The organism is Thermomonas sp. LB-4 (genome assembly GCF_036409385.1).
In the GTDB taxonomy this organism is placed as follows: Bacteria; Pseudomonadota; Gammaproteobacteria; order Xanthomonadales; family Xanthomonadaceae; genus Thermomonas.
Genome location: NZ_JAXOFT010000007.1, coordinates 59,258 through 72,271, shown reverse-complemented (window position 1 = coordinate 72,271; position 13,014 = coordinate 59,258). Strand labels below are relative to the sequence as shown.

Genomic DNA, 13,014 nt, shown 5'->3' with positions numbered 1-13,014 from the left:
GCGAAGGCATCGCCACGATCGGATCAGAGCCTATGCAGGTCCGGACGGAGCATCACCGCGGCCGCCACCGGCATCGGCCTCGAACAGCCCGTCCAGCTCCCGCCGCGCGTCGCGGGTGGCCTGCAGCAGCGCGTCCTCGTCGTCCTGCAGCAGCCGCTGCTGCTCCAGCAGCGACTCGTCCCATTCGCGGAACCGGCGCGCGCGGTGTTCGGCCTGCTCGCGGTCCATACCCAGCGCCACCAGCACCTCGCGGCCGATTTCCAGGCTGCTGCAGAACGTCTCGCGCAGCGCTTCCGCGCCCAGGTCCACCAGCTGCCAGGCATGGCGGCGGTCGCGCGCACGCGCGAACACCCGCGCCTGCGGGTAGTGCTTGCGCACCAGCCGCACCATCCGCAGGCTGGCCTCGACGCCGTTGATGGCGACCACGAAGATGCGGATCCGCGCCGCGCCGGCCGAGCGCAGCAGCGCCAGCCGGGTGGGGTCGCCGTAGTAGATCTGGTCGGTGCCGATCTGCCGCGACAGGTTGACCTGTTCGATGTCCGGGTCGATCGCGATGAAGGCGATGCCCTGCGCGCGCAGCAGGCGGGCGATGATCTGGCCGAAGCGGCCGAAGCCGGCGATCAGCACCTGCGGGTGGCGGTCCTGCGGGATCGCATCGTATTCGTGCGCTTCGGATGCCAGCTTGTCGGGCAGCAGCTTCGAGGCCAGCATCAGCAACAGCGGGGTGGCCGCCATCGACAGGCCGACGATGGCGGTCAGGCGGTCGTGGGTGGCGGCATCCAGCAGTCTGGCCCGCCCCGCCTCGCTGAACACCACGAAGGCGAATTCGCCGCCCAGCGCCAGCACCGCCGCCAGCAGGCAGGCACTGCGCGGATCCAGCCGCCCAGGGCGCAGGCCCAGGGCAAACAGCAGCAACGCCTTCACCGCCAGCAGCACCGCCACCCCGGTTCCGATCAGCAGCGGTTCCGTGGCCACCCGCTGCACGTCGATGCCCATGCCCACGGCCATGAAGAACAGGCCCAGCAGCAGGCCCTCGAACGGGCGGATCTGCGCTTCCAGTTCGTGCCGGTATTCCGATTCGGCCAGCAGCACGCCGGCCAGGAACGCGCCCAGCCCGGCACTCAGCCCCGCGACCTGCATCAGCCAGGCGCTGCCCAGCACCACCAGCAGCGCGGCGCCGGTGAACACCTCCGGCAGGTCGGTGCGGGCGATGGCGCGGAACAGGTGGCGCAGCAGGTAGCGGCCGCCGACCACCAGCGCCGCGATCAGCAGCACGGCGCGCAGCACCTCGCCGCCCTCGAGGCCCACGCTCTTGGCCTTGCCCAGCAGCGGGATCGCGGCCAGCAGCGGGATCGCCGCCAGGTCCTGGAACAGCAGGATCGCGAATGCCAGCCGGCCGTGCTCGGTGGCCAACTCCTTGCGCTCGGCCAGCAGCTGCAGCCCCACCGCGGTGGACGACAGCGCCAGCCCCAGGCCCACCACCAGCGCCGCCTTCCAGCCCAGCCCGGACAGCATCGCCAGCGCGCCCAGCGCCAGCCCGCACAACAGCACCTGCAGGCCGCCGACCAGGAAGATCGGCTTGCGCATCACCTTCAACCGCGGCAGCGACAGCTCCAGCCCGATCACGAACAGCAGCATCACCACGCCGATCTCGCTGGCCGCCAGCACCTTGTCCGGGTCGCGCACCAGCGCCAGCTCGTGCGGCCCCAGCAGCACCCCGGTCGCCAGGTACGCGAGGATCGCGCCCAGCCCGAAGCGCTTGAACAGCGGCACCGCCAGCACCGCTGCCAGCAGGAACACCAGTGCCAGTTCCAGACCGCCGCTATCCATCCGTTCGTTCCGCGCCCACCCGTATTCGACTCCCTATTCTGTAGGAGCGCACCGCAGGGGCGCGATGCCTTGTGCAGGATGCCCGATAAAAGACCGTCAGGGCACCGCCGGCACGCTGGTCGCGCAGCGGCTGGCCTTGATCTCCGCAGCGACCGCGTCGAACGCGGCCTGGCGGGCGCGGCGGCTGCCGTCATCCGCATAGCGCAGCTTGAACTCGGCCTCGTCCAGCCGCCGGTACCAGCTGGCGCACAGCTGCGCCTCCGGCACCGCGGTGCAGCTGTCCTGCTTCATCTCGCACGCACTGGCCATGCCGACGGATGCGCGGCCGTCGAGGCCGGTCACCTGCAGCGGGGCGCAGCGCGGCGGCGGCTCGGCACTCTCGCCGAAATAGGTTTCGCCTTCCCAGGTCCGGCACTGGTACAGCGGGGGCGGCGCGGGCAGGCCGGCGGCCTCGGGCGCGGGGGCGCGCTGCATCGACGGACCGCTGACCAGTACGAAGTCGCCGTACTGCGGCGGCGGTGCCGGCGCTTCCACCCGCGGCTTCCTCGCCGGCACGGGCATGGTCTTGACCGCTCCGATCCGGCGGATTTCCTGCTTCATGCCGGGTGCGCAGGGGGCGCGATTCTGCATCGACACGTTGCCCTGGGCATCGGTGCATTTGTAGAAGACGGTGTCCTGCGCGGGCAGCGCGCGCGGGGCGCTGAGCAGCAGGACCAGGACGAGGACGGCGCGCACCTCAGCGGCCACCGCAGTCGTTGTCGAGGCGGGCGTTGAGCGCGCGCTCCTCTTCGCGCAGCACATCGCGCTCCTTTTCCTGCGCGTTGAAGAAGCGCGTGCGCAGCTCGCTGCGGCGGTCGCGCAGGCGCGCGCAGGCCTCGCGCGGCGGCAGCATCGCGCAGTCGTCGCGCACCCACGTCCCGCCGCCGGTGGCGACCGGCCAGATCACGTCGCGGTGCGGCGGATGCAGCACCCTGTCGGGATGGCCGATGTTGCCGCCCAGCACCGAATGCGGCCGCACCGCCGGATAGCCCAGGGCCCACAGCGGCACCCAGCGCGGATTGCCGCGGCCGTCGTCGCTGGTATAGCGCCGGCCCTCTGGCGTGACGCATTCGTACATCGGGCGCGGCGGCGCCAGGTAGACGGTGCGCGGCGGTGGCAATGAGACCGGCGCGCGGGGTGCGGGCACGGATCCGGCACGCGGCGTTGGGGCATCGGCCGGACGCAGCATCTGGCGCGCCTGCTGCGCTTGTCCTTCCGCACAGGGCGCGTCCTGCAGGCTGACCTTGCCGCGGGCATCGGTACAGCGATAGACGGTGACGGTGGCCGGCGGTTTCGGTGCCGACTGCGCCCACGCGCCATCGATGGTCAGTGGCAACAGGCAGGCGACAAGAGCGGCGGCAGATCGCATGCCGGTATCTTGGCGCGCCGGAGGGCGCAGCGAAACCCCGCGCCGCGCCGCCTTCAGGCGGCCGTCAGCGCCACCGGGATCGCCTTTACGCCACGCAGCATCCGCGCGATGCTGGCCGCGGCATCGCGGCCCTCCTGCACGGCGGTCACCACCAGGTCGGCGCCGCGCACGCAGTCGCCACCAGCGAACAGCGCGTCATGCGCGGTCTGGTACGGCAGCCGGCCGTTGCCGCCGACCAGCAGCCGGCCGTTGGCCTGCGCCTGCACGCCCAGCGCCTGCAGCCATTGCGGCGCGCGCGGGCTGAAGCCGAAGGCGATGATGACCACGTCGGCCTCCAGCAGCGATTCGCTGCCGGCAATCGCTTCCGCGGCGCGACGGCCATTGCCGTCGGGCGCGCCCAACCGCGTCTCCACCATGCGCACGCCGCCGACCTTCCCGTCGCCGACGATCTCCAGCGGCTGGCGGTTGAACAGGTACTGCACGCCTTCCTCGCGCGCGTTCGCCACCTCGCGCGCGGAGCCCGGCATGTTGGCTTCGTCGCGACGGTAAGCGCAGGTCACGCTGGCGGCGCCGAGCCGGATCGCCGAGCGCACGCAGTCCATGCCGGTGTCGCCACCACCGAGCACCACCACGCGCTGGCCGCGCAGATCCGGCAGCACGAGCTGATCCTCCCAGCCGGCAATGGGTCGTCCTGCCGGTTCGCTGCCGGTGACGATGCGACCGTTCTGCACCAGGAAGGGCAGCGCCGGCAGCACGCCTTGCAAGTCCTGCCCCGGCAACCCGCCGTCGGTATAGCGATACGCACCGAGGCCGAGGAACACCGCGTCGTACTCGCGCAGCAACGCATCGATGGCGAGATCGCGGCCCACCTCCACGCCGAGCCGGAAGCGGATGCCCATGCCTTCCAGCACCGCGCGCCGCGTCGCGATCACCGCCTTGTCCAGTTTGAAGCTGGGGATGCCGAACTGCAGCAGCCCGCCGATCTGTTCATAGCGGTCGAACACGGTGGCCTCAATGCCGCTGCGCGCCAGCCGATCCGCACAGGCCAGACCGGCCGGCCCCGCGCCGACCACCGCCACTCGCTTGCCGGTCGGCTTCACCTTCGACAGGTCGGGCCGCCAGCCCTGCGCGAACGCGGTATCGACGATGTACTTCTCGACCGCGCCGATGGTGACCGCGCCGAAGCCGTCGTTGAGCGTGCACGCGCCCTCGCACAGCCGATCCTGCGGACACACCCGTCCGCACATCTCCGGCAGCGGATTGGTTTCGTGGCAGAGCGCCGCCGCTTCGACGATGCGCCCTTCCTGCACCAGCTGCAGCCAGTTGGGAATGTAGTTGTGGACGGGGCACTTCGACTCGCAATACGGGTTGCCGCAGTCCAGGCAGCGGCCGGCCTGGTGCGAGGCTTCGGCTTGCCCGAAACGGCCGTACAGCTCGTCGAAGCTGCCGGCCACGCGCTCGGCCAGCGGCACCTTGGCCGGCATCTCGCGCGGCGATTCGAGGAACTGGAACAGGTGCTTCTTGCTCATGGGTTGCCTCGGCAAGTGCGGTATGTGCAGTAAGTGGAACCTTGTTCCGTCATCTGGAACTCTGTGCCGTCATTCCCGCGAAGGCGGGAATGACGAGCAAGAGCAGGGTATTCGCCGCTCCTTTCATCACGCCGCCCTCCGCAATTCGTTCGCCAACGCTTCCAGGCTCGCCGCCTTCGGCTTGACCAGCCAGAACTTGCCGACGAAGTCGCGGAACTCCTCGCGGATGCGCGCGCTCCAGGCGCTGCCGGTCAGCCGCGCGTGCGCGTCGATCAGGTCAGTGAGGTGCTGGCGATAGCCGTCCAGCCCTTCCGGGGTGATGCGGGCGATGTCGATCAACTCGTGGTTGTAGCGGTCGACGAAATCACGCTCGAGGTCGAGCACGTAGGCCAGCCCGCCGGTGAAGCCGGCGCCGAAGTTCAGCCCCGTGCGGCCCAGCACCACCACCGCGCCGCCGGTCATGTATTCGCAGCAGTGGTCGCCCGCGCCCTCGATGACCGCGGTGGCGCCGGAATTTCGCACCGCGAAGCGCTCGCCGGCGCGGCCGGCCGCGAACAGCTCGCCGCCGGTGGCGCCGTACAGGCAGGTGTTGCCGAGGATTGGCGTGTCCTGCGAGGCGAACAGGCTGCCGGCCGGTGGCTGCAGCACGATGCGGCCACCCGCCATGCCCTTGCCCACGTAATCGTTGGCTTCGCCACTCAGGTGCAGGTGCAGGCCGCCGGCGTTGAACGCGCCGAAGCTTTGGCCGGCGCTGCCGGCCAGGCGCACGTCGAACGGCGCGTGGCTCATCCCGGTGTTGCCGTGGACGCGGGCGATGCGGCCGGACAGGCGCGCGCCGATGCTGCGGTCGGTGTTGCGGATGCTGCCGACAAACGCGCCGCCCAGGCCGCGATCGATGGCCTCGCCCAGCGCCTCGTCCAGCTGCGCGGCCAGGCCGTCCGGCGGCGCCTGCAATGCGGGCGTGCCGCAGAAGCCGGCCGCCTGCGCCGGATCGCGCGCCAGCAGCCGCGACAGGTCCACGTCGACATCCTCGCGGGTCGCCCGCAGGTGCTGTTCCAGCAGGTCGGTGCGGCCAATCGCCTCGTCCAGCGTGCGCAGGCCCAGCAGCGCCAGCCATTCGCGCACGTCCTCGGCCACGTTGCGGAAGAAGCATTCCACCCGCTCCGGCAGGCCCTTGAAGTGGTCGCGGCGCAGGCGTTCGTCCTGCGTTGCCATGCCGGTAGCGCAGTTGTTGAGGTGGCAAATGCGCAGGTATTTGCAGCCCAGCACGATCATCGGCGCGGTGCCGAAGCCGAAGCTGTCCGCGCCCAGCAGGGCGGCCTTGATGACGTCGAGGCCGGTCTTCAATCCACCATCGGTCTGCAGCAGCACGCGCCCGCGCAGGTCGTTCGCCTGCAAGGCCTGCCGCGCTTCCGACAGGCCCAACTCCCACGGCACGCCGGCATAGCGCACCGAACCGAGCGGACTGGCTCCAGTGCCGCCGTCGTGGCCGGCAATCGTGATGAGGTCGGCGCCGGTCTTGGCCACGCCGGCGGCAATGGTGCCCACGCCCGCGTGCGACACCAGCTTCACCGAGATCAACGCCTGCGGATTGACCTGCCGCAGATCGAAGATCAGCTGCGCTAGGTCTTCGATGGAATAGATGTCGTGGTGCGGCGGCGGCGAGATCAGGCCGATGCCGGGTTTGGCGTGGCGCAGCCGCGCGATCAGCGGATTGACCTTGCTGCCCGGCAGCTGCCCGCCCTCGCCGGGCTTGGCGCCCTGCGCCAGCTTGATCTGCAGCACTTCCGCATTGATGAGGTATTCGGGGGTGACGCCGAAGCGGCCCGAAGCGACCTGCTTGATCTTGCTGCGCCGCTCGGTGCCGTGGCGCGCCGGGTCTTCACCGCCTTCGCCGGAATTGCTGCGGCCGCCGAGGCGGTTCATCGCAATCGCCAAGGCTTCGTGCGCTTCCGGCGACAGCGCGCCCAGGCTCATCGCCGCGCTGTCGAAGCGGCGCACGATGGCCTCCACCGACTCCACTTCCGACAGCGGCAGCGGCGCAGCGGCCAGCTTCAACTGCAGCAGGTCGCGCAGCGCCGCCGGCGGACGGGTATCGACGTGATGGGTGTAGGTTTTCCAGTCGCCGCGGTCGCCGGTCAGCACCGCGTGCTGCAGCGACTGCACCACCTCCGGGTTGTACTGGTGGTATTCGCCACCGTGCACGTAATGCAGCAAGCCGCCCATCTCGGGCAGCGCGTCGTCGTCCCAGCCGTGCGCGGCCAAAGCGCGCGCATCGGCTTCCAGCCGCGCGAAGCTCGCGCCGCCGATGCGCGAGGGCGTGCCGTCGAAGCAGCGCGCCACCACCTCATCGGCCAGGCCGACGATCTCGAACAGGCCGGCGCCGCGATAGCTGGCGATGCTGCCGATGCCCATCTTCGACAGGATCTTCAGCAGGCCCTTCTTCACCCCACGCCGGTAGCTGCGGCCGATCTGCTGCGGCTCGCTGCCGCTCTTGCCCCCGAGCACGCCGCGCCGGCCCAGCGCGTGCAGGGTTTGGTACGCGAGGTACGGATACACCGCCGTCGCGCCGAAGCCGATCAGGCAGGCGAAGTGGTGCGGATCGCGCGCGGTGCCAGTTTCCACGATCAGGTTGGCGTCGCAGCGCAGGCCGGCGCGTACCAGGTGCTGGTGCACCGCGCCGGTAGCGAGCAATGCATGCACGGCGGCGGCGCCTCGGCGCGGGCGACGGTCGGACAGGATCAGCAGCTCGTCACCCGCGCGCACCGCTTCCTCCGCCTGCGCGCAGATGCGGTCCAGCGCCCGCTCCAGCGAGCTACCGTCGTCGAAATACAGATCGATGTAGCGGTACGCGGTGGCGAAACGCGGCAGCGCCAGCAGCTGGTGCAGCTTGCGCTGCGACAGCACCGGCGAATTCAGCAGGACGTGGTCGACGTTGTCCTGGCCATCGTGGAACAGGTTGCCCTCGCGCCCGATCTGGGTCGACAGCGTCATCACGCAGGCTTCGCGCAGCGGATCGATGGGCGGGTTGGTCACCTGTGCGAACGCCTGCCGGAAGCAGTCGTACAAGGGGCGAACGCGCTGGCTGATCGCCGCCATCGGGATGTCATCGCCCATCGAGCCGATGGCTTCCTGCTCGGTTTCCGCCAGCGGGCGCAACACGCGCTCCTGCTCCTCGCGGGTGAGCTGGAACAGCTTCTGGAAGCCGAGCACGGTGGCGTCATCGAAGGGTTCGTCGCACAGCGCCGGGTCGATCAGCTCGGTGTGCAGGTAGGTCATGCCCTGCCGCAGCCACTGCTTGTACGGCGCGCGCGCGCGGTTGAGCGCGTCGATGGCGTCGTTGTCCAGCAGCCGGCCGTTGGCCAGATCCACCGCGATCATCTCGCCGGGGCCGAGCTTGCCCTTGGCCTGCACGCGCGCGGGCTCGATGTCGAGCACGCCGGCTTCCGAGGCGATGGCGAATACGCCATCAAGGGTCAGCGTCCAGCGCGCGGGGCGCAGGCCGTTGCGATCCAGCGTGCAGGCGGCGTGCTTGCCGTCGCAGGTGACCACGCCGGCGGGGCCGTCCCACGGTTCGGAATTGATCGCGTAATACTCGTAGAACGCGGACAGGTCGGCGTCCTTGTATTCCAGCGACTGGGTGGCCGGCGGCATCAGGATGCGCATCGCCTTGGGCAGGTCCATGCCGCCCAGCAGCAGCCATTCCAGCGCGTTGTCGAGCGACTGCGAATCGGAGCCGTGCATCGACACCACCTCGTCGAAACCGCTCACGTCCAGCAGCGGGGACTTCCACACATCCCTGCGCGACTGCGCCCAGCGGCGGTTGCCCTCGATGCTGTTGATCTCGCCGTTGTGGGCGAGCCGGCGGAACGGATGCGCCAGCGGCCAGCGCGGCTGGGTGTTGGTGGAGAAACGCTGGTGGAAGACCACTGCACGCGCGGCAAGCTGCGGATGCGCAAGGTCGGGAAACAGCTGCCGCAGGTGCTTGGGCAGCACCATCCCCTTGTAGCCCAGCAGGCGCGCGGACAGGCTGACGACGTAGAAGTCGGGCACGTCGCACAGCGCTTGTTCGGCGCGCTTGCGGGCGAGGAACAGCGTGCGCTCGAGGGCATCGACATCGTCGCCATCGGCTTCCACGTAGACCTGCGCGATGCGCGGCTGCGATGCGCGCGCCAGCGCGCCGCACACCACAGGATCGACCGGCACGTCGCGCCAGCCCATCACGCGCACGCCGGCGTTGCCGAGTTCCCGCGCCAGCAGTTCGCGGCATTGTGCATCCTGCCCGTCGTCCTGCGGCAGGAACACGTTGCCGGCGGCGATCAGGCCGTCATGCAGCGCGATGCCGACTTCGTTCGCCAGCGTGCGCACGAATCCGTCGATGCCGTGCAGCAGCATGCCGCAGCCATCGCCGGACAGGCCGTCCGCCGCCACGCCGCCGCGATGCGCCATCCGCGCCAGGGCTTCCAGCGCGGCATCGACGATGGCGCGTGACCCTCCGCCTTCGACCTGTGCGATCAGGCCGAAGCCGCAACTGTCGTGTTCGCTGGCAGGGTCGTACAGACCCCGAGTCGGGCTGCGCCGCATGGTCGTGTCCGTGCAGAAGATTGGGAACGCCCGCGTTCCGACTCTCCCTGTGGAACCCGATGCGCACCCCGACTAGAGCACAGTTTGTGCATCGCAACAAGAGGGTTTCGGGAGGAAATTTTTGTTGCGATTGAAACTTATTTTATGCTCGCAAACGCAGGACAGGCGCGGGTTTCAGCGCAGAACGACACCCTTGCTCGTGCCGCGGATGGTGCTGGGGTGCGCGCCCGAGGGTTCCGCGGTCGCTCACTTTTGGCAGAGCGGGTAATGACGCCGCCCGGACGGAAGCCGGCAATGACGGTAGCGAAGCTCGCGTGGGGGCCATGCCGTGACTCCTCCCCCATCACCATCTACGCCGAATGACGACGGACGCTCAGAACGGCGCCTCGTCCCGCGACGGCTTCTTCACCACGCGTTTCCTGCCCGGCTCCACCTTCGCGGCGGTCAGCAGCGGCTTGGCCGGCTCGAGGTCGGACGAATACGGTCGCGCGGCCTTCTTCGCCGGTGCCTTCCTGGCCGCCGCCTTCTTGGGCGCGGCCTTTTTCGCGACCGCCTTCGTGGCCGGCTTTTCCGCCGGCGCCTTCTTCACGGCGGCCTTCTTCGCGACAGCTTTTTTCACCGCTGCCTTCTTGGCACCGAAACCCTTGCGCGCCGGCTTGCCGGTTTCCTCCAGCAGCTTCAACGTTTCCTCCAGCGACAGCGAGGACGGTTCGCGGTCCTTCGGGATCTTGCCGTTGAGCTTGCCGTCGCTGATGTACGGGCCGAAGCGGCCGTTGAGCACCTGCACGTCATGCCCCGGCCATTCCTTGATCACGCGGTTGCGCGCGATCTCTTCCTTTTCCTCGATCAGGAAGATCGCCCGCGCCAGGTCGATGGCGTAGGGATCGTCTTCCTTCTTCAGCGAGGCGTAGGTGCTGCCGCGCTTGGCGAACGGGCCGAAGCGGCCGATGCCGACGCTCACTTCCTCGCCATTGCCGTCGACGCCCAGCTTGCGCGGCATCTCGAACAGCTTGAGTGCTTCATCCAGGCTGATGCTGTAGATGCTCTGGCCGGGCTTGAGCGAGGCGAAGCGCGGCTTCTCCTCGTCTTCCACCGTGCCGATCTGCACCAGCGGGCCGAAGCGGCCGATCCGCGCGCTGACCGGGCGGCCGCTGGCCGGGTCGTCGCCCAGCACGCGCACGCTGCCGGCGTCGGCCTTGTCCAGCGTCGCCTTCTTGTCGTCCACCAGCGCCTTGAACGGGCCCCAGAACTTCTCCATCAGCGGGATCCAGTCTTCCTCGCCGCGGCTCACCGCATCCAGCTCGTCCTCGAGGTTGGCGGTGAAGTCGTAGTCGACGTACTTGGAGAAATGGCTGGACAGGAACTTGCCGACCGCGCGGCCGATGTCGGTGGGCTTGAACGCGCGCCCGTCCAGCACCGCATACTGCTTGCCCAGCAAGGTCTGGATGATGGCGGCATAGGTCGACGGCCGGCCGATGCCGTACTCCTCCAGCGCCTTCACCAGCGCCGCTTCGGTGAAGCGCGGCGGCGGCTGGGTGAAATGCTGGTCGGCGTGGATGCGGTCCAGCGGCACGGTATCGCCCAGCTTCATCAGCGGCAGCTTGCGGCCTTCGTCCTCGTCCTCCTTGCCCTTGCTGTCCTTGCCTTCCTCGTAGACCGCAAGGAAGCCGGGCACCACCACGGTGGTGCCGCTGGCGCGGAAGGCATGCTCGCTGCCGGCGGACAGGTCCACGGTGACGGTGTTGAGCGTGGCCGGGATCATCTGGCAGGCCACCGCGCGCTTCCAGATCAGCTCGTACAACTTGCGCTCGTCGTCGGTCAGGAAACGGGCGACGTGCGCCGGGGTGCGCAGCGCGGAGGTCGGGCGCACCGCTTCGTGCGCTTCCTGCGCGTTCTTCGACTTGGTCTGGTAGGTGTTGGGCTGGTCCGGCAGCGAGGAGGTGCCGAAATCGCGCGCGATCACGTCGCGGATCTCGGCCAGCGCGTCCTGCGAGAGGTTCACCGAGTCGGTACGCATGTAGCTGATCAGGCCGACCGTGCCTTCGTCGCCCAGCGCGATGCCTTCGTACAGCTTCTGCGCCACCTGCATGGTCTTGCGGGTGGTGAAGCCGAGCTTGCGCGCGGCCTCCTGCTGCAGGGTGGAGGTGGTGAACGGCGGCGCGGGGCGGCGCTTGCGCTCCTTGCTGGCCACGTCGGTGACGTGCAGCCTGCCGCTGGCGGCCTGCTGAATGCGCAGGCGCGCGGCCTCGGCGGTGTCGCCGTCGGTCACCGTGAACTGCTCGAACTTCCTCCCGTCCAGCTTCACCAGCTTGGCGGTGAAGGCCTGCGACGGATGCGCGCACTCGGCCTCGATGCTCCAGTACTCGCGGGCGATGAAGGCTTCGATCTCCTCCTCGCGCTCCACGATCATCCGCAGCGCCGGCGACTGCACGCGGCCGGCCGAAAGCCCGGCCTTGATCTTGCGCCACAGCACCGGCGACAGGTTGAAGCCGACCAGGTAGTCCAGCGCGCGCCGCGCCTGCTGCGCATCGACCAGGTCGGCGGCGATCGCGCGCGGCTGCGCCATCGCCTCCTTGATCGCGCGCGGGGTGATCTCGGTGAACACCACCCGCTGCAGGGACTTGTCCTTGAGCAGGTTGCGCTCTCTCAGGATCTCGGCGATGTGCCAGCTGATCGCCTCGCCCTCGCGGTCCGGGTCGGTGGCCAGAAAGAGGTGGTCGGCGGCCTTGGCCGCCTTGGCGATGGCATCGACGTGCTTCTCGTTCTTCTCGATGGTCTCGTAGCGCATGGCGAAGCCGTGCTCGGGGTCGACCGCACCCTCCTTCGGCACCAGGTCGCGCACGTGGCCATAGCTGGCCAGGACGGTGAAGTCCTTGCCGAGGTATTTGTTGATCGTCTTGGCCTTGGCGGGCGATTCGACGATGAGCAGGTTCTTGGCCATGGTGGCGCGGGTTCCGATAGGAGAGGCGGCGGCGGGCTCGCCGTAGATGCCGACGCCCGGAGCAAATGCCCCGGGCGCCTTATTTATAGTGGAATCACGGACGCACCCGCGCTGTCAAGCATGGCGGCTGCCGGTCCGGGTGGCCGCGAACCCGGCGGCGGTCGCCGCCGGGGCGCTGCAGGCCACGCGGCGGGGGTGGATCGATCCTCAGTGCACCGGCTCCGGTTCGTCCAGGTACATCTGGGTTTCCATCCAGGCATAGGCCGCCTCCGAACCGGGCTGGTTGAACAGCACCATCAGCACCACCCATTTCAGGTCGTCCAGATCCAGTTCGTCCTGGTCCAGCGCCATCGCGCGATCCAGCACCAGCTCGCGCTGGCCGGCATCGAGCACGCCGTGCTGCTCCAGGTACAGCAGGAACCCGCGCGCCTCGACGTCCAGCTTGTCCAGTTCCGTGCCGTGCAGCACCCGCACCGGGCCGCTGGCGCGGGCCTGGCCCGGCGCCGGCCGCTGCCGCGCCAGGGCGTCCAGCCAGTCGAAGGCCTTGTGGATTTCGGCAGGGGAGAACCCGGCGGCCGCGAGCTCGCTCATCAGTGAGCCGTCGCGCGCGGTGAATGCCGCATCGGACAGCGCCGCGTCATCGTTGGCGAAGTAGTGCTCGAAGAGGTACAGCAGGACGTCCAGGATGCTCTCTTTCATGTCCATCTGTCCTTGGCTCGTGC

Annotated in this window: 7 protein-coding genes; all 7 read right to left on the bottom strand. The window is 69.3% G+C overall.

The features are described from left to right. Window positions 1–30: 30 nt before the first annotated feature. On the bottom strand, window positions 31–1,830 hold the full coding sequence (locus tag SPK54_RS07210) for a monovalent cation:proton antiporter-2 (CPA2) family protein (RefSeq protein ID WP_330947244.1): 1,800 nt from the start codon (window positions 1,828–1,830) through the stop codon (window positions 31–33). Window positions 1,831–1,926: 96 nt separating this feature from the next. Then, the gene (locus SPK54_RS07205; protein WP_330947243.1) at window positions 1,927–2,565 is read right to left on the bottom strand and encodes a DUF4124 domain-containing protein; all 639 of its coding nucleotides are present in this window, start codon (window positions 2,563–2,565) and stop codon (window positions 1,927–1,929) included. Window position 2,566: 1 nt separating this feature from the next. Then, window positions 2,567–3,238 (bottom strand): DUF4124 domain-containing protein, encoded by a 672-nt coding sequence (locus SPK54_RS07200; protein WP_330947242.1) that lies wholly within the window; start codon window positions 3,236–3,238, stop codon window positions 2,567–2,569. Window positions 3,239–3,291: 53 nt separating this feature from the next. Further along, on the bottom strand, window positions 3,292–4,767 hold the full coding sequence (locus SPK54_RS07195; protein WP_330947241.1) for an FAD-dependent oxidoreductase: 1,476 nt from the start codon (window positions 4,765–4,767) through the stop codon (window positions 3,292–3,294). A gap of 126 nt (window positions 4,768–4,893) precedes the next feature. Then, window positions 4,894–9,351: a glutamate synthase large subunit gene (gene gltB, locus SPK54_RS07190; RefSeq protein WP_330947240.1), complete on the bottom strand. Its 4,458-nt coding sequence runs from the start codon at window positions 9,349–9,351 to the stop codon at window positions 4,894–4,896. Window positions 9,352–9,724: 373 nt separating this feature from the next. Beyond that, window positions 9,725–12,292 (bottom strand): DNA topoisomerase I, encoded by a 2,568-nt coding sequence (locus SPK54_RS07185; protein ID WP_330947239.1) that lies wholly within the window; start codon window positions 12,290–12,292, stop codon window positions 9,725–9,727. 207 nt (window positions 12,293–12,499) lie between these two features. Next, entirely contained in the window at window positions 12,500–12,991 is a 492-nt protein-coding gene (locus SPK54_RS07180; protein ID WP_330947238.1) for a DUF494 family protein, read from the bottom strand. Between the last annotated feature and the right edge of the window lie 23 nt (window positions 12,992–13,014).